This is a genomic window from Litoreibacter sp. JB4-2 (genome assembly GCF_055693445.1).
Map to the genome: position 1 here is coordinate 2,842,370 of NZ_CM146334.1, position 20,570 is coordinate 2,862,939.

Here is a 20,570-nt window from a genome sequence, read left to right on the forward strand (position 1 = left end):
TAAGGTAAAAAACTTGGTTGTTTTGGCTGTTTTGGGCGCATCGTTGGCGCTGACGGCCTGCGCGCCTGCGCCGCGCGAAACGGGCATTGATGACCCTTTTGAGGCGGAAAACCGCAAGACGCATGCATTCAACCGGGGGTTGGACCGCGCGATAGTTCGCCCAGTCGCCAATGCTTACGGCAAAACCACGCCGACGCCTGCGCGCAAAGCGATCAGCAATGTGGCAGAAACGCTTGGATTGCCGAGCACGATCTTGAATGACCTGCTGCAATTCCGCATCGCGGATGCGGGCAGCAACACGTTCCGATTCTTGGTGAACGCGACCTTTGGTCTGGCTGGTACGATCGATGTGGCGACCGAGGCGGGGATCCCCGAAAAGCCCAGCGACTTTGGCGAGACGCTGTATACATGGGGCGTGAAGGAAGGAAATTACCTGGAATTGCCGGTTTTGGGCCCAAGCACGGCGCGTGCGGCGGCCGGCAAAGTGGTTGATACGATCACCAACCCGTTCAACACCGTCTTTGGCGGGACGGACCGCGTTGCGGCGACCGGCGCAGGGGTTTTGGCGAAGGTCGATGACCGTTACGAATTTCGCGAGCTAGTGGATGAAGTGCTCTACGAGAGCGCTGACAGCTATTCACAAGCGCGTCTGCTCTACTTGCAAAACCGCCGCTTCAAATTATCTGGGGAGCAGGATTTGGACTATTCCGACCTCTATGATGATATTTATGGATCGCAATGATATGATGAACCGTACTTTGATCAACCGGCGCCACTTTACGTTGGGCGTTGCCGCAGGCGCGGCACTTGCATCTACCCCTGCTTTGGCTGTGACCGGCGGGCAGGCCGAACGGCTCGTGACCTCCGCCGTGAGCGACATCAACAAAATTATTGCGTCGGGTAAGTCGCAAAACGCGATGATCCGCGATTTCGAGCGGGTGTTTAACCGCTACGCAGATGTGTATTTCATCGCCTTGGTGACGCTGGGCACGGCGCGGCGGACAGCCACCAAATCGGAGGTGGATGCCTATGTCAAAGCGTTCCGTGGGTATTTCACCCGCAAATACGGCAAGCGGTTCAACGAATTTGTTGGCGGTGAGATCACGGTGAATGGCTCGCGCCCGGTGAAGGGCGATGTGCAGGTCGACACGACCGCCAAGCTGCGTGGGCAATCCCCGTTCAGCGTGACGTGGTTGGTTTCGGACCGGAGCGGTTCAGCCAAGATTTCCAACATCATTATTGAGGGGATCAACACGCTGACATCGGAGCGCGCCGAGATTGGCGCGATGCTGGATCGGCGTGGCGGGTCTGTGTCCCGGTTGACGGCTGATCTGCGTAAGGCTGGCTAGACCTAATTCCCAAATATACTGCGGAGCACGCCGATCAGCGCATCTTCAACCGAGTCGGGGCGGGGTTGCTGGCGGTTGCCGCCGCCAACGACCGTCCGCCCGCCTTGCGGCACAATGGGTTTGACGCGTGGTGGCTGTGCGGGGCGGGTCATCGGCAATGGTTGGGCTGGTTCACCTTCGGTGACGCGGAGCATGGTTTCGCGCCAGATATCTGCCGGAAGCCCGCCGCCGGTGACGCCTTTGAGCGGCGTATTGTCATCATAGCCCATCCAGACACCCACGACATATTGCGCGGTGAAACCGATGAACCAAGCGTCTTTGGCGGCACTTGTTGTGCCGGTTTTTCCCGCGACCTCACGGTCGCTGAGCCGTGCCCGCCCGCCGGTGCCGTCGGAGACGACGCGGTACATCATATAGGTCAGCTGCTGCGCGGCCTGGGGTGAGATCACGCGTTCCCCGATGCCGCCTTCCTTGCCCATGAGCGGCTGGTTGTCGCCCTTGAGACGCAGTTCGGTCAGCCCGTAGGGCGTGACGGCGTTGCCGCCATTGAGGATGCCCGCATAGGCGCCGGTCATTTCCAACAGCGTGCTTTCAGAGGCACCAAGCGCCAAAGCAGGGCCATCGGCGAGCTTGTTGTCGATGCCGAAGCGGGTGGCGACATCACGCACGTTTTCGCGGCCCACGGCCTCCGACACGGAGACGGCGACCGTGTTGATCGACAGGCGCAGCGCATCGGTCAGGGTCATCAGGCCCTTGAAGTCGCGTTCGTAGTTTTTGGGCGAATAGGGCCCTGAGCCCGGGATGTCGATTGTGATCGGGGCGTCTTCGACCGTGCTGTCATATTGAAAGCCCCGGTCCATCGCGGCGGCATAGACGAAGGGCTTGAACGCGGAGCCGGTCTGGCGTTTGGCATCTGTCGCGCGGTTGAACCCGCCGGTGACCTTTTCGCGACCGCCGACCATGGCACGCACGGCGCCGTCGGCGGACATGATAACGATGGCGGCCTGCGCTTTGGAGCCTTCGCTGACCTTGGTCTCAAATACGTAGTCCAATGCGTCCTCGGCGGCCGTTTGCAGCCGGTTGTCGAAGGTCGAATGGATGATGACGTCTTCCGTGGTGTCGCGCGTCAGGAAGTCGGGCGCGGTGTTCATGACCCAATCGACGAAGAACCCGCCGGCGCGGGCTTTGGCGGCTTTCGACAAGCCTGCAGGCGCTGCATTTGCGGCGGCTTCGTCAGCGGAGGTGATATAGCCTTGTTCGCGCATCAGGCGCAGGACCGTCGCGGCGCGGTCGCGGGCGCGCTTCAGATTGGCGGTCGGCGCGTAGGTCGATGGGGCTTTCAAAAGCCCTGCCATCATCGCGCTTTCGGGCACGGAAACCTGCGCCGCGCCTTTGCCAAAATAGAGCTGGGAGGCTGCTTCAAATCCACGGGCGCCGCCGCCCAAATAGGCGCGGTTCATGTAGACCGACAGGATTTCGTCCTTGGTGTATTTGGCTTCCATCGCGAGGGCGTAGATCGCCTCCTTTCCCTTGCGCGCAAGGGTGGTGCGGCGGCAATCGGCCTCATAGGCGGTTTCCGTGGCCCATGTTTCGGGATCATATGGAACGCCCAGACACAGCAGCTTGGCGGTTTGCTGCGTGATCGTAGAGCCGCCATTGCCCTGCCAGGGTTTGCGGCCTTCGCGCATGTTAATGCGCATGGCGGATGCGATGCCGCGCGGGGAGACGCCGAGATGGCGGTAGAAGCGCTTATCCTCGGTGGCGACGACCGCGTTTTTCAGGGCCGGTGCGACGGATGTGGCTGAGATCGCGCCGCCAAACTGATCGCCGCGCCACGCGAAGACGACGTCTTCATTGTCGAGCAGCGTGACGGAGCCGCGGCTTCTGCCGTCTAGCAAGGCCTCAAGATCGGGCAGCGTTGTGTAGGTGTAGCCAACGGCGGCTAGCAGGATCAGGGCCGCCACGGCGGCGGCGCGCCATGTGATCAACCAGATCAGACGGAACAGGAAAACGAATGGCGCAAAGATCAGGCCAATAATGCCGCGTTTCTTGGCTTTCTTGCGCGCAGCCGGTTTTTTCCGCTTCGGTGCAGCGGGTTTTTTGGCGGGCTTTGTATAGCGCTTATCCGCGACCAAGGTGGGCTTGCGTCGACCTGAATTGCTCATGTGCTGAACCTGCTGCTCGTACGAGTCTGTTTCTTTTGTCTTAAAGATACAGGGAGGAATGCTGCGGGGTTAGGGGGAATATTCATCAAAGTTAAAACATTGAATGCCTAAAAAATAGGCAATGACTAATAATTGTGCAAATAATATGTGAAACGCCCGCCGATTCACCAAAAACCGGCGGTGATTCCGTTGAAACCTTCCGTGATCAGGCTGTTTGTTACCCCATCGCCCGCCCTAGCGAGGGGCTTTTCGAAGGGAAGAACAGTGAAACTGATTATTGCTGCAATCAAACCATTCAAGCTGGAGGAGGTCCGCGAGGCGCTGACCACCATCGGCGTGCGCGGAATGATGGTGACTGAGATAAAGGGCTTCGGCTCGCAGTCTGGTCACACAGAGATTTACCGCGGCGCGGAATACGCCGTGAATTTCGTGCCAAAGGTAAAATTGGAGATCGTCGTTGCCGATGCAATGGCCGACCAAGTGGTCGAAACGATCGCCACCACCGCCAAGACCGACAAAATCGGCGACGGCAAGATTTTCGTCCTCGATGTGGCCCAAGCGGTGCGCGTACGGACCGGCGAAACCAATGACGAAGCGCTGTAAGCGCCTGCACTCGAGGGAAATTCGTAACATGACACTCAACAAAATTCTTCCAATCGCGGCCGCTGCCGTCTTGGTGCCAAGCCTTGCGGTCGCGCAAGATGCGGCGCCAAGCTTCGACGAGATCGGCCCCTATATCATGACAACCCTGCTGTTCTGCATGGCGGGTTTCCTTGTCTTCTTCATGGCTGCTGGGTTTGCCATGCTGGAAGGCGGCTTGGTGCGTTCCAAGAACGTGACCATGCAAATGACCAAGAACATCGCGCTATTTTCCATCGCGGCCATCATGTACTGGCTGGTTGGCTTCAACACGATGTATCCGGGCGACTTTAACGGCTACTTCGCCATTGGTGGCCAGACCGTTCTGGACCCTGTGGGCGTTGCGGCTGCCGATGCGGCGCTTGATTACGCCTCTGTCGGGTCGGACTTCTTCTTCCAGTTGGTGTTTGTTGCCGCGACCGCGTCGATCGTGTCGGGTGCTGTTGCCGAGCGGATCAAGCTGTGGCCCTTCCTGATATTCGTCGTCATTCTGACTGGCCTGATGTACCCGATTTCCGGGTCCTGGCAGTGGGGCGGCGGCTGGTTGTCTGAAATGGGCTTCTCTGACTTCGCTGGTTCGACAGTTGTGCACTCCGTCGGTGGCTGGGCTGCTTTGGCTGGTGTAATCGTCTTGGGCCCACGTTTGGGCAAATACAAAGACGGCCGGGTCAACCCAATGCCGGGTTCCAACCTTGCGCTGGCGACTTTGGGGACGTTCATCCTGTGGCTCGGCTGGTTCGGCTTTAACGGCGGTTCGCAGCTGGCGATGGGCACTGTGGGCGATGTCTCTGACGTGTCGCGCATCTTTGCCAACACCAACATGGCTGCTGCTGCCGGTGCTGTCACTGCGCTGATCCTGTCTCAGGTGATGTACAAGAAGCCTGATCTGACCATGGTCCTGAACGGTGCTTTGGCTGGTCTGGTGTCCATCACAGCTGAGCCTCTGGCCCCAACATTGTTTGGCGCGCTTTGGATCGGTGCTGTCGGTGGTATCATCGTGGTCTTCACGATCCCAATGCTGGACAAGTTCAAGCTTGACGATGTTGTTGGCGCGATCCCTGTTCACCTGTTCGCAGGCATCTGGGGCACCATCGCGGTTGTTTTCTACAACTCCGATGCGTCGCTGGGCACACAGATCGTGGGTATCCTAGCTTACGGTATCTTTACCTTCGTCGCCTCCCTGATCGTCTGGTTCATCCTGAAAGCTATCATGGGCATCCGCGTCAGCGAAGAAGATGAAATCCAAGGCCTAGATATGGCCGAGCTGGGGATGGAAGCATACCCGGAGTTTTCCAAAGGCTGATATCTCCCTTTTGAGCCTTTGACACTTAGCCCGGACCAGAAATGGCCCGGGCTTTTTGCTTTTAAAGCTGGGTGGGCGCGTTATCCTCGGGGCAATGACAGCAGTGCCGGATGACCGCTTTGACCAATCCACTATTGGGCGAATTTGAGCCAGAGCCACTGGCGAAGATCATCTTTGTGTCCTGTTGTTCACCCCGGCGCACTGAGCAGCCGATGTGGCGCTGGATCGCGGCGCGACAGCCGGATTTGCTGCTGCTGCTGGGTGACAATATCTATGCCAAAAATACTGGCTGGCATATTGACGACATGGCGGAAAAGTATCGCACCCGCCTGAACGATCCTGAGTTTCGCTACGCCATTGACCGATGCCCGACGCTGGCCACTTGGGATGATCACGATATCGGGCCCAATAACGCGGTGGGCGACAGTATTGAAGGGCGCCAAATCGGCGCGACGGGGTTGGAACGGCGGCAAGAAGCGCGGTTGCAGTTTCTGAGCCATCTCAGCCCGCGTGGAGTACGCGCCGACCAGCTGACACAGGAACCGGGCGAGATCTATTGCAGCTATATGCTGAACGGCGTTTTGGTCATCATGCTGGACGGGCGGTTTTACCGTCAGGACATTCGCGAGGTCGGTGCGTCTGCACAGTTTCTGGGAGAGGCGCAGGAAGCGTGGCTCTGGGGACAGCTGCAACGCGCACAGGATGACGCAGTTTTGGCGACGGTGGTGTGTTGCGGTTCGACCATCGGGTCCAGCAACCAATTGGGCGAGGATATTTCGCACTACCGACGGTTCTACCCGGAATTTGAGGCGCGGTTCAAAACCTGCCCGAATCCGATTTTTCTGTCGGGTGATATCCATCGAAACGCCTATGTGCGGCATGTAGGGTTTGTTGAAGGTATTTCATCTGGTGTGGCGCAGACGCGGGGACGACGCGTGTCTGAGGATTTTCCCGACGGGCGGGAGGACACGGATAATTTCGGGTTGCTGGAGATATTCCCCGACCGCGCGCGGTTTACCTTTGGGGTGACCGATTACGGCCTAATCGAAGAGGTGTTCCCGATCACCGGTGTGCAGAAGGCATAAAAAAAGCCCCGGTCGAGCGCGTCGCCGGGGCTTTTCAATCTATGTGCCGGGATCAGACGTTTTCGTCGATCCAGCCTTGCAAAACACCCTTCGGCGCCGCGCCGGTCTTGTTGGAGACGACTTCGCCATCTTTGAACATGAACAGCGCCGGGATACCGCGCACGCCCATTTGAGCGGGCGAGTTGGGGTTTTCATCGACGTTTACTTTGACAATTTTGACCTTGCCTTCGTATTCGGCGGAAAGTTCTTCGAGCGAGGGGCCGATCTGCTTACAGGGGCCACACCATTCCGCCCAAAAATCAACGACCACGGGGACGTCGGATTGGCGGACTTCAGCATCAAAAGTGTCGTCGGTCACGGATACAGTGGCCATGAGAGATTCCCTCCGGGAGAAAAAGAGTTGATTGGGTAAGATACCTATGAAGCGCTGGGGCCCGCGTCAAGATATATGGGCACGTAGGAGGGCTTGCCTCACGATCTCGTGCGTGAGCGGCATGAGCGTGGCGGTTTGTGTCCATAGAATCGCGGTCTCAATGCGTTTGTCGGGGTAGATTTGCGACAGCGCCGCTTCGTAAGCCCCCAATTGGCGCAGGACGCCTTCGGGCACGTCTTGCGCGCGGGCGGGAACGTCGCGGTTGGATTTGAAGTCGATGGCCCGGACGGTGTCATCATTGACGATGAGTCGGTCGATCGCGCCCGCGACGCGCCGCCCGTTCAGCTCCGGCAAGGTAGCGGTCAGGCTGACCTCGACCAATGCGCTGGGGTCGAAGACGGGGGCGAGCTCGGCAGAGTCGATGACGCGGATGGCGTAGGCTGCGAGGTCTTCGGCCAAAGGGTTTTCGTAGCCCTGCAAGAGACGCGCGGCGCGCGGCGCGCGGTCTTCTGGCGGGCAATTGGCCAGATGTTCGAGCAGGCTGTGAATGATGGTTCCGCGCGCTTTGGCCTGCGCTTCTGTCAGGGTATCGGGCGGGCCGGGCATCACCTTGGCACCGCCAAGATCGGACGGCGCCAAAGGATCAAGCTTCGCGACTGGGGGCGGCGCGAGCCCAGTGACCCAGACCGGCAGGTCCGGCGTGGTTTGCGCTTTTTCGGCTTGCGCCGCGTCGATGGTCGCGGGCCAATCGCCGTTTGACAGGTGCAGGGCGAGGTCCGTGGTGGGTTCTGCGCCCGCGGCTTTCAGGCCGCGTTCCACGATCTCGTACCAGCTGTCGCCTTTGACGGGTTGCTTGCCCGCGCCGCAGATGATCAGCTGGCTTTCTGCGCGGGTGAGGGCGACGTAGAGCAAGCGCATGTTTTCCTGTGCGTCGAGCTGCTTCATCGCGTCTGTGACGGCGATCTGCTGCTCCGTCGCGTCAGCGGATTTGGATTTCCAGATCGGGCCATGCGCGCCTTGCAAGATGTCGTCGCGGATCGTCGTGGTCGTGGCGCCGGTTTGCGGCAGGATCACAATCGGGGCTTCCAGACCCTTGGCGCCATGCACCGTCATGACGCGGATAACGTCACCGGCGCTGTCGACCTGACGCTTGATGGTGACGTCATCGGTGGCGAGCCAACTGAGAAACCCGGTGAGCGTGGGCGCTTCCGATTGTTCGTAGTCGAGCGCTTGATCGAGCAATGCGGCGATGCCGTCTTCGGCCTCTGTGCCGAGGCGCGCCAGCAAACGGGTGCGCCCGTGATGCTGTGTCAGCGCGCGTTCGAGCAGGTCGTAAGGGCGCATGAAATCCGCTTTGTCGCGCAGATCGAGAAGCATCGCGTGCAGGTCGGGGAAATCGGTCGCGCGCGCGTCGAGCCGGTCCCAAAGGGTCCCGTCGCGACCGTGGGCGAGGGTGAACAGGTCTTGCTCCGACAGGTTGCCGAGGGGGAGCGGATGACCTCCGCCAGGGCAAGATCGTCTTGCGGGGTTTCGAGAAACGACAGCAGCGAGACCAGATCGCGCACGCCGAGCTCTGCGCCGATGCGCAGGCGGTCGGCGCCGGCCATGGGCAGGCCAAGGGTTTTGCAGGCGCGGATGATTTCATGGAACAACCCGCCCTGTGCAGAGCGTGACTGCACCAGGATCAGAAAGTCACCGGCTTTCAGGCGGCGGGTTTCGAGCTGGTCCTGGCCGTCTTTGCGCACTGCTTGGGTAATTTGCCCATGCGTGATCTGGTACCGGATATGTTCGGCGATTTTGCGCGCCAGCTGGACGGAGGGGTGATCCTGGCCGACAGTATCGACCGGGTCGAACCAGTCCTTTTCTTCGGGGGTTTCCTCACCCTCCACCCATGGCCAGAGGTCGACGCGGCCGGGCAGGGTTGCGCGGAAGGCACGGTGATCGAGCGGCGCGCCCATGCCGCGGCGCAGATCATCGGTGAAGACAGTGTCGACGAGCTGCAAGATGGGCGCGGCGGAGCGGAAGGAATAGAGCAGCTCACGCGCGGCGAAGGCTGTTTCGGCCTCAGCGTGGCGCTGCGCGAAATAGGCGCGCATCCGGTCGAATTCCGCCGGGTCGGCGCCTTGGAAGGAATAGATCGATTGCTTTTTGTCGCCGACCACAAAGATCGTGCGCTGCGTGTCACGCGCGCCTTGGCCGGTGAAGAATTCTTCTGACAGCAGGCGGATCACGTCCCATTGCATCGGCGCCGTGTCCTGCGCTTCGTCGACCAAGATGTGGTCAATGCCGCCATCGAGCCGGAACAGCACCCAAGCGGCGACCGAAGGGTCCGTCAGCAGGTCGCGGGCTTTGCGGATCAGGTCGTCAAAATCGAGCCATCCACGTTGCAATTTGGCGGCCTCGATGCGGGCCAGAAAGGGCTGGGCAAAGGCATTGAGCGCTTTGGTGCGGGCGTAGGATTGCAGCGCGAGGCGGGTGTCGCGGGCATCGGCTGTGCGGGTGCGCCAGTCATTGAACGCGTCAAAGGCGGGGCCCATGGATTGGGCGACTGGCTTTGTGGGAGGGAAGCTTTTGGGCCGATGCGGGGTCTTGGTTTTGGCGCCGGAGAGGAACAGGGTTTCCAGTACCGCCAAGGTGTTTAGATTGGGGTCGCTGAGATCCAGCCGGGCGAGCGCGCGCGCCAGTTTTTGATCGCTGTCTTTTCCGGCTTCAAGCGCGGGCAGGATGGTGGCGATGAGGTCAGCCTCAGTACCGGTGAACACGGTGGCGAGCAGCGTTTCGGCTGTGGTTTCGGGGTGCAGACCGAAGGCCTGTCGCAGGGCGGTATCTTCGCGCGGCGTTGCGAAGTGATTGCGATTGCGGATTATTTCCGACAGCAACGCATCGGGGTCTTCGCCTGTGAAATGCGCCGTAAACGCGTCCAGCGCATCTGGGTCAGTTGCAGCCATTTGATCGAGGACTTCGGCGCGCAATTGGGTGCCTGCGCGGTCGTCCATCTCGGTAAAGGCGGGGGAAACCTGCGCCTCTAACGGGAAGCGGCGCAGGAGTGCTGCGCAAAACGAGTGGATCGTCTGGATTTTGAGGCCGCCTGGCGTCTCAATCGCTTTGGCGAACAGCACGCGGGCCTTGCGCAGCGTGTCGCTGTTCAATTCGCCGCGCGCCACGCCAAGATCGAGCAGGCTTTGGGTCAGCGCATCGTCATCCATCATTGCCCAAGCGCCGAGGCGTTTGAACAGCCGGTTCTGCATCTCGGAGGCGGCGGCCTTGGTGTAGGTCAGGCACAGGATGTGCTGCGGCTGGGTGCCTTGCAGCAACAGCAGCGCCACGCGGTCGGTGAGCACGCGCGTTTTGCCGGACCCCGCATTGGCCGATAGCCATGTGGAGCGTTGGGGCGCTGCGGCGTCGATCTGGGCGCGGGTGGCGTCGTCAACCATGCGATACCTTTTGCGGCTGCGGCTCATCGGTGCGGTCCCATTCGCCCCAGCGCGCGAGGAGGTCGTAATCTTGCGACCAGCGTTCCTCATACACCGCGCGGCGGGAGGTGTAGCCTTTTTCAAGGTCCGTGTATTCGGCAATGAGCGCTTCGAGTTGGGCCCAAGTTTCCGCTTGTTCGTTAGGATCGGTTGGTAGGGCTATTTCCGCCGGGCTAGCGCCGAGGCCGATATAGCTGACCTGTTTGACGGGGGCGTTTTTGAAGCCTTCGTAGTCGAGCGCGCTGAGCAGCGGCAGCTGTTTGTTGAAGTGCTTTTGTACCTTGTCGCTGGGCAGCTGCCCGGTTTTGTAGTCGTAGAGCACCAGCGCACCCGCCTCGTCGCGGTCAATGCGGTCGGCGCGGCCATTGAGCTGAAAATCGAGCTGTGCGCTGGTTCGCGTGCCATCCGCCTCAAACGCGGTTGGTGCGGCAAGGGCGCGGCGGGCGCGTTCTGTCTGGATGAACCACGGGATCGCGCGGCGCAGCTTGGACATCCAGAAGCTGCGGGTGGCGGGCCAGCTGATATGGCGGTCGAAAAACTGCTGGGCGCGGGCTGCGAACAGGGTCTCTGCATTGTCGGGGAGAGTGTCTGGATGCTCCGCAATGAAGGCTTGCAGGATCTTGTGGATGACGTCGCCGCGCAGGGCGGCATCCGGCGTGGCCTGCAGGGGTTTGAGCGGCTTCAGCTTCAGGATGTGGCGCGCGTAGACGGCGTAAGGGTCGCGGATCAGGGTTTCGATATGGGTGACCCACAGCTCCTTCGGGCGCGTGCTAAGTGGTGGTTGCGGGGACGGGCGCGGAGCTGGCGACAATTTGATGCGCGGTGCCTCATAGGCCCGCGCGAGATCGAGCCATTTTTTGCCACGCGCCTGCATCTCGGCATAGGCCTGTTGCCCGCCATCTGGCAGGCCCTGCATCAGGTTGGACAGGCGATTTATCCAGCGGGAGGGCACGGTTTCGGCCTCCGCATCGCGGGTGGCGCGGGTTAGCCAAACCTCACCCGCTGCTATGGCTTGCTGGAAATCATGAGCAGACAGGCCGACGCGCGCTTCCGGCAGACGCAGGCCCGCGTCTTTGCGCATTTGCCGGTTTAGCCACGGATCGGGATCGGGCAGTTGCGGCCACGTGCCGTCGTTCAAGCCCGCAAGGATCACCAGGCCGGCGCCCTGAACGCGGGCTTCGAGCGTGCCCCAGACCATGATGTCGGGATGTGTGAAGAAGGGTTCCCGCACCTCTTCGCGGGCTAGGAGCTTGGCGATGAGGGCGGCGTAGTCTGAAGCGCTGTGCGGACCGGCGGAGGCGGCGGCGTCTTGCAGCTTGCGCATCAGGGTTTGCGCGGCTTCGCCCGCCGTTTTGAGCCACAGGTGCGGCGTTCCATTTTCGGGGCCTTTGGTCAGGCGCAGGGCTTGTTCGGCGTGCATCGTGCCGAGTGTTTCAAGCGCAGTCGTTTGACTGCTTGCAAGCGCGTCGAGACAGTCCCAAAGCCACGTGTTCCACGCGATGCTGCCGGGGTCTTCAGGCTCGCGATCCTCCGCCCAACGGGTGGTTTCGGCGCGGTTGATCACGGGGCCTGCGCCGCGCAACAGGGTCATTTCCAGTGACCGCGTGCGCGCCAGATGGGCGCGGCGGTCGTCGGCATAGATCAGCGGGTGCTTGAGAAGCGCCAGTAGGGCGGTGGGTTCAACCGGTTTGCCGATCATGGCGGCGCTGAGGCGCAACAGCCGACCCGGTGGCGACAAGTCCAGCCGCGCCCCGGCGCTGTCATTGGGTTCAATGCTCCACGCGGTCAGGGCGGCTTTGACGCGGCGGGCCAAGGTTTGGTCGGTGGTGATGAGCGCGGCGGTTTCGCGGTTTTCGACGGCCTCGCGCAGGCGCAGGGCGATTGTGAGAACTTCGAGCCGTTGGGTCGGGGCCTCCAGCAGTGTCAGCGTTTCAACAGCCTCGGACAGCGCCCCGAGTTTTGGGCCTTCGTCGCGCCACGCATCGGTGACGGGCGCGGGGCGCAGCGCAAGGGAGGTCAGCGCGTTGCGTCCGGGATGGAGCGGCTTGGCGTCTGACCAAGTCTGGATCTGGCGCAGGGTGAGGCCCAGTTCCTGCATCAGGGCGAAATAGCGAAATTGCGGGTGATCTTCGTGCGGGTGTTTCCCGCCGAGCTGGTCCCAGACGGCTTGCGGCATGTCGTTGTCAAAGCCGGGCAATAGCAGCGCGCCTTGGGGCAGCTGCGCAACCGCGCGCATGAACGCGCGGGTGGTACCGCGCGAGCCGGTGGAGCCCGCGACCAAAATTGGGTGCACGGGCGGTTTCGCTTGCCAGATTGATGCGAGACGTTCGACCGCATCACGTTGGAGGCGTTCTGTATCCGGGGGCGCGTCGAGCCCCAGAAAATCCTGCACCAGAGCGATGAATTTTTGGCTGCGCAACCAATGGGCAGAGTGATTTTCGACGTCGACTTTGGCGATGTCATCTGCCGTGACGCCTTCGCCCTGCATTTCTTCCAACAGGTCGGCGAGGCTGTCGGCCAGATCAAAGGCGGCGTCGCGCGCGGCGAGGCTGGCATCGCTGTCGATCAGCTTTTGGGTCAGCTGGGCCAGCTGCAACCGACGCGCGAGGCCGTCAACGGGTTGTGGCAGATCAAGGGCAGGGTCGGCGTGCAGCGAAGTCACAAGCTTGACCTGCGGCAGCAAATACGCGCCGTCTGCGTTGAACAGTTGACGGATACGGCGCTGCATGCGGCTGGTGTTGACGTAAATCTCGACACGGGCCATGGCCTCGGGCGGGTGATCTTTCAATCGGTGCTTGAGCCCGGCGACCAGCGCTTGCGGGAAGTCGACACCGATGGGCAGGCCGAAGACGCGCGGGTGGTCGCAGGGATCAAACATCGCGCAGCATGTCTTCAGCGAGCTTGATGCCCGCGGGGGTGCCGACATCGGCCCAGCGGCCGGGATAGCGCAGCCCGAAGGCGGTTTTCCGATCGAGCAGGTTTTTCCAAACGGTGGTAAGGGAGAACACTGTGTCCGGCACCTCCCTGATCACGTCGTGGCGGATGATTTGCGCGCCGGTATAGACGTCGCCCGCGCTGTCGCGCAGCAGCGTGGTGTCGTCACGCATGCTGAAATTGCCCTCGCGCGTGTACCCGACGCAGCGCCCCAGCGGGACCAGCAGCAAGAGCGCGTCCATGTCGTCACGCCATGCCTGCTGCAGCAGGTGCAGCGGGTTGGGACCCGCAAAAATGGCGTCGGAATTGAGGGTAAACAGGCTGTCGCCCTGCATTTGCGGAAGCGCGGCTTTCAGGCCGCCACCTGTGTCGAGTATGTCTGGTTCTTCGCGGTGCAGCGTTATTTCCGTCGGCAAATGCTGCGCGAGTTGGTCTGCGCGGTGATGGGCGTTTACGTGGATTGTTCCTGCAACGTCGCGCGCTTGGTTGATGGCGTGGTCAATCAGCGCCTTGCCCGCGACCTTGATCAAGGGCTTTGGCTGGGTGTTGGTCAGCGGCGCCATACGGGTACCAAAACCCGCGCCGAAGATCATGATGTCGCGCTTAGACATGCGCGGCCTTGATGCGCGCGATGATTTCCGGGGTGGGCGCTGGCAGGCTTTGACGGACCCATGTGCCGAGTGGTGTCAGGCTGGGGTGGTTCAGGTCCTGCAAGAGATTGCGCCAGACGCGCAGCAAAAGGTCTGGGTAGCTTTGCTTGCCGTCGCGCACGCACAGCCGTGTGAAAACGCCAATGATCCGCAGATTGCGCTGGGCACTACAAGTTGCGAAGGCTCGCTCAAAGGTGTCCGCGTCAGTGCCGGTTTTCTGAACATAGTGTGTGATACAGATCTCTTGCGCTTCGGTGCCCACGTCGCGGCGCGCGTCTTGCAGAAGGGAGGCGAGATCATAGGCCGGATGGCCCAACATCGCGTCTTGAAAGTCGAGCAGACCGACGCGTTCAAGGCCGGTGCGATCCGGGAGCCAGATCAGGTTTTCGGCGTGGTAGTCGCGCAGCACGGTGACGCTTTTGTCCGTAAACACTGAGTTGAGGGCATCTTTGACGAGGGTTTCAAAGGTCTGGCGCGTATCTTCTCTGACCGGTTGGCCCGCAAATTTTGCGTACCAATCCAAGGCGAGGCAGGCGGCTTGCGCCATTTCAACCGGGCCGTAGCCGGGGATGTCTGGCGGGTTTTGCGCGTGCAAATGCAGCAGGGCGTCGGTGGCTGCGAGATACAGCGTGGGCTCATTTTCGGGCGCGTCTTGGAGGACCCGTGCGAAGAGATCGTCGCCTAAATCTTCGATCAACAGGAACCCGTTTTGCGTGTCGCGGGCGTAGATTTCGGGCGCGTTTAAATCGTTGCGGCGCAGGTATTCTGCGATCTGGATGAAAGGGGTCGTATCCTCCCCTTTGTCCGGAGGGGCGTCCATGAACACGGCGCAGCTGCCGTTTGGTTTTTCGAGCCGGTCATACCTGCGGTTTGACGCATCGCCTGCGAGGGTATGGCGTCGGGCGTTGCCCCAGCCCGACAGTGTCAGGAAGGTCGCAATTTGGGCTTTGCGATCCGTCATGCAGCGAGCCTTTGGCGCAAGCTTGCCAAATCGTCTTGCGCGCCATGGGTTGCTGAAATGCGCGCGTGTCTGGCGTCTTCCGCGTCGGCGTAGCTGAGATCAATGGAGAGATGTTCGGGCGCGCTTTGGCCCAGCCGGTCGGGCCATTCAATCAGGCAAAACGCGTCGTCAAAGGCTGTGTCGAGGCCCAATTCCACCAGTTCGTCGGTGGCGGTCAGGCGGTAGAGGTCTGCGTGCCAGATCTCCAACGTGTCGGCCATATATGTTTGTACAATGGTGAAGGTCGGGGATGGGACGTCTTCATAAAGATCACAGGCCGCCAGCAATGTTTGGATGGTCTTGCGCGCGAGGGTGGTTTTGCCGGCACCGACGGGACCATCGAGCAAGATGACAAGGCCCGGATGCGCAATGTCGGCAAGCGCTGCAGCGAGCGCATCGGTCGCGGGCAGATCGTCAAGCGAGAGGTCAAAGTTAAGCGCGCGGTCCATTGGCGCAGTTTTACGCCAACACGCAGCGCTCGCAAGGCAAGATCAGAGCGTGGCGCCAGCAACCTCGCGCAGCGGCTCAGCGGTGGCGGTCATATCGGCGAAACTGGCCAAGGTCGCGCCGCCCGCAAGCGGCATCAGGCGGCACGCCAATTGGCGCCCGTCTTCAAGATCGACGGAGCCAAACCATTCGGCCCTGTCGCCGGCGTGGCCGACAAATTCACGGATATCGCCCCAAAGCGGCGTTGGCAGGCTCTTGCTCTGCCATTGGCGTGTGGCCTCAACGATGCTGGCCTGGCCAATGACAAGTTCGGGGTCGACGTCCCAAAGCGCGCAATAGGCTTCATTCGACAGGACCATGTTGCCGTCTGCGTCGAACACAGCGATGGAATCGGGAAGGTTGTCGATGAGCGATTGGCTCAGCTCTAGCTCACGGCGGAATTTGCGGGTGAGTGAAATTTCAGCCGAGATATCTTCGATCAGAAACGCGACGGCGCCTTCCGGGTGCGGCCTGCCGGTGACTTTGTAGGTCTGGCCGGTGGGTAGAACCCATGTTTCGGCATAGGTGCCGTCGACGGCGAGCTTGTCGAGCTCATTGATCTTGGCGCGCCAGTCCTTGAAATCCTTGCGTTCTGGCAACATCCGCTTTTCGCGCATTCGGTTGACGAAATCATAGAGCGTTGGGCGTGCGGCAAGCCATTCGGGTTCAAGCGTGGTGAGGTCCATCAGGGCGGGGTTGAACAGTTGCAACTGCCGCGTGCGGTCGAAAATAGCGAGGCCAATGGGCAATGCGGCGAAGGTTTGCGTCAGGGTCTGCATAAAATTGCGCAACGCCTCTTCGGCCTGGACCGTTTTGCTGGTGTCGGTGGCGTAATGCAGCGTGCTGTTGCCATGGCCGAAGCTGGTGACGTCGTACCAATGGGTGGTGCCGTCGGCCAGCGTGATGGGGGAGCGGCGGGGGTGCGGGGACTCGCCCAGTGCAGTGATGGAGGCACCTTCAAACAGGCGGCGTGGGGGCCAGCCGGTTTGCGGTGTTTCATCGGCCTGTTCGACCAGCGCAATATAGGCTGAATTGACCCAGTCAATTTCGCCCATGCGGGTTTCGCGCCAGATGATCGACGGCGAGGTGGACACAGTACCGCGCAGCACAGCCAATTCGTGTTCATTGGCCTCTGACACGGCGCGGTCGAGCAACACCCGGCTGGCCAGCAGATCGGGCAGCCCGGTGATTTTGAACGCGGCGCGCGGGCCGTCGCAATCGACCGCGACCTTGATCACCCCGGAGGTCGAGGTTTCCATCAGCTCGAACTGTGCGCTTTCTTTGCGGGCAGCATCAAATGCGAGGGTGAATTGCGGGAACAGCTCACCCAGCCGCTGGACAAGGCGGGGCAGAGGTCCGTCTTCGAGGTCTTCCGGCGACAGGGCGATCCGGGCGGAGGCGGAGGCGCTGACCAACTGGTCGCCGTCAAACACCATTTCCTGCGGTTCAGGTTCGCCAGTGTTGTGACCTTGTGATGTCTTGCGTGTCATTCGCGTCGAAAAGCAGGCGATGGCGCCCAAGGCCAAGCCAGCTAGGAATACGGCCAAATAGGGCGAGAGCAGCATTGCGGGCACAGGCACATCCTTTGGGAATGATCAGCGAAACGCTGGCAAGATTCCACAACTCGGTTAATGGTGCGTTAAATCTGGATTTGTGTGTTTTCCCCGAGACCCTTTGAGTGCCCGGTTTGGGTGTCGGCTAAAATCGCTGATGCGGGCCAGCTGACCTGTGCAATCGCGCCGGTGCGGCCGGGTTGTGCGCCGGCCACGGACCCTGTTGTGGCATTGGCGAATTGCACCTCGGCGCCGGTGCGTTCCAGCAGGGTTTTGGCGATGAACAGCCCCAACCCCATGCCTTCATATTCCGGCCTCTGCGCTACGTCCTTGTTGCGTTTGCGCCGCCTTATGAAAGGATCGCCGATGCGCCCGAGCAGATCGACCGGGTAGCCGCGCCCGTCATCTATGACGCGGATCGTGATGCGGTCCTGCGACCAGCTTGCGTCGATCCACACCCGTTGATCAGCGAAATCGACGGCGTTTTGGATCAGGTTGCGCAGCCCGTGTATGACCTCGGGTTTGCGGGTCACCAATGGCATATGGGCGTCGTCATCCTCTGGCATGGTGTAGTCGAAGGCGACCTGTTTGCCGCGGTCGAGATGCGGCTCGGCGGCGTCTTCGAGTAGCGCGCTGAGCGGCACGTTGCGCAAGTGCAGATCGTCTTTGCCCGCCCGGCCCATCGAATGGAGGATGTCGCGGCATCGGTCGGCCTGTTCGCGGATCAGGGCGGCGTCTTCTTTCAGGTCAGGGCTGTCTTCAAGCTCTTCCATCAGCTCAGCACTGGTCAGCTTGATGGTGGCGAGCGGCGTGCCCAGCTCATGCGCTGCAGCGGCGACCACCCCGCCCAGATCGGTTAGCTTTTGTTCACGCGCGAGGGCCATTTGGGTGGCCAGCAGGGCTTGGCTCATCGCGTGGGTTTCTGACGTGACCCGCCCTGCATAAATTGCCAGAAACACGATGCCGATCATGATCGCGACCCAGAAGCCTGCCAAAAAGACCAGCGGCATTTCGAGGATGGCGCCCTGTTCGGTTCGCAGTGGCACGTAGTAGCGGGCCAGCACGCTGACCAAAACCACGGCCAGCCCGCAAATCAGCAAGGCCGACTTGCTGCGTAGGGTCATCGCCGAGACGGTGATGGGGGCGAGGATCAGCAGCGCAAACGGGTTGTTCAGCCCGCCGGTCAGGAACACCAAAAACGCAAGCTGGGTGAGGTCGAACAGCAATGTCAGCGAGACCTCACGCTCCGACAGGCGGCGGTTTTCGGGGAAAATGGCGATTGTGACGATGTTTGAAATGACGGACGCACCAACAGCCAGCATGCAGGCCCCCAACGGTATGTCGAGCCTGAGCACCTGACTGGCGACAAAGATCGTGCCGCCCTGCCCCAAGATTGCGAGCCACCTGAGAATGATGAGCGTGCGCAGCCGAACGATGCCGTTGCGCGCGGAATACTGCCCGATGGCGGGGGTGCTGAACAGCATCAGCGGATTGTGATTGGCAGCGTCAACATGGCTGATTGATACTGGAGGCCGAATGGCGGATCAACGTGGCAAATCGGCGTGAAAAGGAAACGGCATGGACAAGAAACTGGTTTGGGTGGCGGCAGGGCTACTGGTGGTGATGCTTGCTGGGGTTTTCGGCTACACGATGATCAAAGGCTCAGGCGACGACGATGATCAGTTTGCACAATGCACCCAAGGCGCCGTCGCGGGCGGCGACATTGGCGGGCCGTTCACGTTGGTGTCGGGCGCGGGTGAGACCGTGACGGATACGGATGTGATAACCGAGCCAAGCCTGATTTACTTTGGGTACACCTATTGTCCGGACGTGTGCCCGTTGGATGTGTATCGCAACGGCGAGGCGGTGGACGCTTTGGCGCAGCGGGGCATTGACGCGACACCAGTGTTTATCTCGGTCGATCCGGAACGGGACACGCCAGAGGTGGTGGCCGAATTTGCTGATGTCATGCACCCCAAGATGATCGGACTGACGGGATCGCCTGAGCAGGTGAAAGCCGCCAGCCAAGCGTATCGCACTTTCTACCGGCGGCAGGCCGGGGGTGGGGATGACTACCTCGTGGATCATTCCACGTTTACCTATCTGGTGTTGCCCGAACACGGGTTTGTAGATTTCTTCCGCCGCGACGCGTTGCCGGAAGATATGGCCGCGACGGTGGCCTGCTACGCGCAGGCCGCGTCTTGATGGGTGGTTTGACCGGCTGGCAGATGGTGCTACCTACTGTCCAACACGGAACTTAATCGGAAAGATGTCCTATGGCCGAATTGCTGGACAAAATTGGTGATGACCGCTCGCTGCTGATTGTTGATGACGACGAACCCTTTTTGCGCCGTTTGGCGCGGGCCATGGAAAAACGCGGGTTTGAACCTGAGGCTGTTGAAAGCGTGGCTGCCGGAAAGGCTGTCGCGACTGCGCGCCCACCAGCCTACGCGGTTGTCGATCTTCGGCTGGAAGATGGCAATGGGCTGGACGTGGTGGAAGTGCTGCGCGCCCGACGCCCGGATGCGCGGATCGTGGTTTTGACTGGTTACGGCGCGATTGCGACGGCTGTGGCCGCGGTGAAAATCGGCGCGACGGACTATCTTTCGAAACCTGCCGACGCCAATGATGTGACCAACGCGCTACTTGCAGGCGATGACGAGCTGCCGCCGCCGCCTGAGAACCCGATGTCGGCTGATCGCGTGCGGTGGGAGCATATTCAACGGGTCTATGAGCTGTGTGACCGCAACGTATCTGAGACCGCGCGCAGATTGAACATGCACCGTCGGACTTTGCAGCGCATTTTGGCCAAGCGCAGCCCGCGCTGATGCGCGCTTTCGCGGGTTTTTGTGCTCTGGCGTTGTCCGCATGTGGCACGGTCGCGCCGCCGGTGCCCACGATCCCGTTTTCTTTGGACGCCGGTGGTGTCCAGCTTTTAGGCCGCCCGCAGCGCATAGATTTTGGCCGGACGGATCATTCCGCGGTTTTCGCCATGGAAAAGCTGCTGGGCTCTGGCCCCGTTTCGCAGGGCGCTTGCTTGCGAGGGGGCAGTTACGCCGCTTTTGACGGTGGTATTGTGTTGCACTTTGCCGGTGGTGATTTTGTCGGGTGGTCCCGCCGGGAGAGTGACGGAACCACCGCGCGTGCCGGGCGCGATTGCGCGCCAGCTTAGGTGCTGGCCAGACCTGCGATCATCGCCCCGAGCGCCACGATGTGGATCAGTATGATGGCGCGGTCGTTCCAGAGCAGGCCTACGACGAACCAGCCCAGCACACCGATCAGAAACAGATAGATGTTCCATGGCGTGATGGCGAAGGCTGTCGCGGCGTAGCCCAGGATTTGGATCGCTGCGGCCACCCATTTCAAGACGAATGCGATACGCTCTTTTTCGCCCAGACCGGGGAGGATGGTGTCGGTGCTGGTCATAGGAACCGCCTTGGTCCGGCGATGCTGTTTGCCTTGCTTGCGCGAGGGGACAGAATGGTCGTTTTTGATGATTTACGTCGCGGCTTTTGTTGTTTTTCGTACAAGGCGCGCAAGATTTGCGGGGTCATGATGAA

17 protein-coding genes and 1 pseudogene are annotated in these 20,570 nt (G+C 61.0%); 8 read left to right on the forward strand and 10 right to left on the reverse strand.

All coding sequences use genetic code 11. The features are described 5' to 3' along the window. Positions 1–13 precede the first annotated feature (13 nt). Complete coding sequence (locus ACZ1G7_RS14075; RefSeq protein WP_472660016.1) at positions 14–742, forward strand: MlaA family lipoprotein; 729 nt, start codon at positions 14–16, stop codon at positions 740–742. Further along, positions 729–1,349, forward strand: a complete 621-nt coding sequence (locus ACZ1G7_RS14080) for an MlaC/ttg2D family ABC transporter substrate-binding protein (protein ID WP_472660017.1) — start codon at positions 729–731, stop codon at positions 1,347–1,349. The genes ACZ1G7_RS14075 and ACZ1G7_RS14080 overlap by 14 nt, the downstream gene beginning before the upstream one ends. Positions 1,350–1,351: 2 nt before the next feature. On the opposite strand, the gene ACZ1G7_RS14085 is transcribed toward ACZ1G7_RS14080, so the two are convergent. Further along, positions 1,352–3,514, reverse strand: a complete 2,163-nt coding sequence (locus ACZ1G7_RS14085; RefSeq protein ID WP_472660018.1) for a transglycosylase domain-containing protein — start codon at positions 3,512–3,514, stop codon at positions 1,352–1,354. 264 nt (positions 3,515–3,778) lie between these two features. On the opposite strand from ACZ1G7_RS14085, the gene ACZ1G7_RS14090 reads away from it, so the two are divergent. From ACZ1G7_RS14090 to ACZ1G7_RS14100, 3 genes are all read left to right on the forward strand, one after another. Next, on the forward strand, positions 3,779–4,117 hold the full coding sequence (locus tag ACZ1G7_RS14090; protein ID WP_472660019.1) for a P-II family nitrogen regulator: 339 nt from the start codon (positions 3,779–3,781) through the stop codon (positions 4,115–4,117). Positions 4,118–4,145: 28 nt separating this feature from the next. Then, on the forward strand, positions 4,146–5,456 hold the full coding sequence (locus ACZ1G7_RS14095) for an ammonium transporter (RefSeq protein ID WP_472660020.1): 1,311 nt from the start codon (positions 4,146–4,148) through the stop codon (positions 5,454–5,456). Positions 5,457–5,566: 110 nt separating this feature from the next. Continuing rightward, the gene (locus ACZ1G7_RS14100) at positions 5,567–6,541 is read left to right on the forward strand and encodes an alkaline phosphatase D family protein (RefSeq protein WP_472660021.1); all 975 of its coding nucleotides are present in this window, start codon (positions 5,567–5,569) and stop codon (positions 6,539–6,541) included. A gap of 52 nt (positions 6,542–6,593) precedes the next feature. Here the strand turns inward: ACZ1G7_RS14100 and trxA are convergent, their stop codons facing one another. The 8 genes and pseudogenes from trxA to regB all read right to left on the reverse strand — a co-directional run bounded on the left by trxA (position 6,594) and on the right by regB (position 18,494). After that, positions 6,594–6,914 carry a thioredoxin gene (gene trxA, locus ACZ1G7_RS14105; protein ID WP_472660022.1) on the reverse strand — a complete coding sequence of 107 codons (321 nt, stop codon included), beginning with the start codon at positions 6,912–6,914 and terminating at the stop codon, positions 6,594–6,596. A 66-nt stretch (positions 6,915–6,980) separates the two neighbouring features. Further along, positions 6,981–10,348: pseudogene (gene addA, locus ACZ1G7_RS14110) on the reverse strand (double-strand break repair helicase AddA). Beyond that, positions 10,341–13,265, reverse strand: coding sequence for a double-strand break repair protein AddB (gene addB, locus ACZ1G7_RS14115; RefSeq protein WP_472660023.1), 2,925 nt, complete (start codon positions 13,263–13,265; stop codon positions 10,341–10,343). The pseudogene addA and the gene addB overlap by 8 nt, the downstream one beginning before the upstream one ends. Continuing rightward, a complete protein-coding gene (locus ACZ1G7_RS14120; RefSeq protein WP_472660024.1) occupies positions 13,258–13,932 on the reverse strand; it encodes a nucleotidyltransferase family protein in 675 nt (224 codons plus the stop codon). The genes addB and ACZ1G7_RS14120 overlap by 8 nt, the downstream gene beginning before the upstream one ends. Then, the gene (locus ACZ1G7_RS14125; RefSeq protein WP_472660025.1) at positions 13,925–14,932 is read right to left on the reverse strand and encodes an aminoglycoside phosphotransferase family protein; all 1,008 of its coding nucleotides are present in this window, start codon (positions 14,930–14,932) and stop codon (positions 13,925–13,927) included. The genes ACZ1G7_RS14120 and ACZ1G7_RS14125 overlap by 8 nt, the downstream gene beginning before the upstream one ends. Next, positions 14,929–15,420 carry a tRNA (adenosine(37)-N6)-threonylcarbamoyltransferase complex ATPase subunit type 1 TsaE gene (gene tsaE, locus ACZ1G7_RS14130; RefSeq protein WP_472660026.1) on the reverse strand — a complete coding sequence of 164 codons (492 nt, stop codon included), beginning with the start codon at positions 15,418–15,420 and terminating at the stop codon, positions 14,929–14,931. Before tsaE ends, ACZ1G7_RS14125 begins: the two co-directional genes overlap by 4 nt. A gap of 42 nt (positions 15,421–15,462) precedes the next feature. Further along, positions 15,463–17,022 carry a PAS-domain containing protein gene (locus ACZ1G7_RS14135; protein ID WP_472663739.1) on the reverse strand — a complete coding sequence of 520 codons (1,560 nt, stop codon included), beginning with the start codon at positions 17,020–17,022 and terminating at the stop codon, positions 15,463–15,465. 74 nt (positions 17,023–17,096) lie between these two features. Beyond that, positions 17,097–18,494: a sensor histidine kinase RegB gene (gene regB, locus ACZ1G7_RS14140; protein ID WP_472660027.1), complete on the reverse strand. Its 1,398-nt coding sequence runs from the start codon at positions 18,492–18,494 to the stop codon at positions 17,097–17,099. A gap of 94 nt (positions 18,495–18,588) precedes the next feature. Here regB and ACZ1G7_RS14145 point away from each other — a divergent pair, with 94 nt between their 5' ends. From ACZ1G7_RS14145 to ACZ1G7_RS14155, 3 genes are all read left to right on the forward strand, one after another. Beyond that, a complete protein-coding gene (locus tag ACZ1G7_RS14145) occupies positions 18,589–19,215 on the forward strand; it encodes an SCO family protein (RefSeq protein WP_472660028.1) in 627 nt (208 codons plus the stop codon). 71 nt (positions 19,216–19,286) lie between these two features. Then, positions 19,287–19,838: an ActR/PrrA/RegA family redox response regulator transcription factor gene (locus tag ACZ1G7_RS14150; protein ID WP_472660029.1), complete on the forward strand. Its 552-nt coding sequence runs from the start codon at positions 19,287–19,289 to the stop codon at positions 19,836–19,838. Then, entirely contained in the window at positions 19,838–20,182 is a 345-nt protein-coding gene (locus ACZ1G7_RS14155; protein ID WP_472660030.1) for a hypothetical protein, read from the forward strand. Before ACZ1G7_RS14150 ends, ACZ1G7_RS14155 begins: the two co-directional genes overlap by 1 nt. Here ACZ1G7_RS14155 and ACZ1G7_RS14160 read toward each other — a convergent pair. Beyond that, the gene (locus ACZ1G7_RS14160) at positions 20,179–20,436 is read right to left on the reverse strand and encodes a DUF6552 family protein (protein ID WP_472660031.1); all 258 of its coding nucleotides are present in this window, start codon (positions 20,434–20,436) and stop codon (positions 20,179–20,181) included. The two genes, ACZ1G7_RS14155 and ACZ1G7_RS14160, sit on opposite strands and share 4 nt — an antisense overlap. Positions 20,437–20,570 lie beyond the last annotated feature (134 nt).

Bases quoted from the DNA above. Each gene is read 5' to 3' on its own strand.
- ACZ1G7_RS14095 (WP_472660020.1), top strand. From the start codon at position 4,146: ATGACACTCAACAAAATTCTTCCAATCGCGGCCGCTGCCGTCTTGGTG.
- ACZ1G7_RS14145 (WP_472660028.1), top strand. From the start codon at position 18,589: ATGGACAAGAAACTGGTTTGGGTGGCGGCAGGGCTACTGGTGGTGATG.
- ACZ1G7_RS14120 (WP_472660024.1), bottom strand. From the start codon at position 13,932: ATGTCTAAGCGCGACATCATGATCTTCGGCGCGGGTTTTGGTACCCGT.
- tsaE (WP_472660026.1), bottom strand. From the start codon at position 15,420: ATGGACCGCGCGCTTAACTTTGACCTCTCGCTTGACGATCTGCCCGCG.
- ACZ1G7_RS14155 (WP_472660030.1), top strand. From the start codon at position 19,838: ATGCGCGCTTTCGCGGGTTTTTGTGCTCTGGCGTTGTCCGCATGTGGC.
- addB (WP_472660023.1), bottom strand. From the start codon at position 13,265: ATGTTTGATCCCTGCGACCACCCGCGCGTCTTCGGCCTGCCCATCGGT.
- ACZ1G7_RS14150 (WP_472660029.1), top strand. From the start codon at position 19,287: ATGGCCGAATTGCTGGACAAAATTGGTGATGACCGCTCGCTGCTGATT.
- ACZ1G7_RS14135 (WP_472663739.1), bottom strand. From the start codon at position 17,022: ATGCTGCTCTCGCCCTATTTGGCCGTATTCCTAGCTGGCTTGGCCTTG.
- trxA (WP_472660022.1), bottom strand. From the start codon at position 6,914: ATGGCCACTGTATCCGTGACCGACGACACTTTTGATGCTGAAGTCCGC.
- ACZ1G7_RS14085 (WP_472660018.1), bottom strand. From the start codon at position 3,514: ATGAGCAATTCAGGTCGACGCAAGCCCACCTTGGTCGCGGATAAGCGC.
- ACZ1G7_RS14080 (WP_472660017.1), top strand. From the start codon at position 729: ATGGATCGCAATGATATGATGAACCGTACTTTGATCAACCGGCGCCAC.
- ACZ1G7_RS14160 (WP_472660031.1), bottom strand. From the start codon at position 20,436: ATGACCAGCACCGACACCATCCTCCCCGGTCTGGGCGAAAAAGAGCGT.
- ACZ1G7_RS14125 (WP_472660025.1), bottom strand. From the start codon at position 14,932: ATGACGGATCGCAAAGCCCAAATTGCGACCTTCCTGACACTGTCGGGC.
- regB (WP_472660027.1), bottom strand. From the start codon at position 18,494: ATGCTGTTCAGCACCCCCGCCATCGGGCAGTATTCCGCGCGCAACGGC.
- ACZ1G7_RS14100 (WP_472660021.1), top strand. From the start codon at position 5,567: ATGACCGCTTTGACCAATCCACTATTGGGCGAATTTGAGCCAGAGCCA.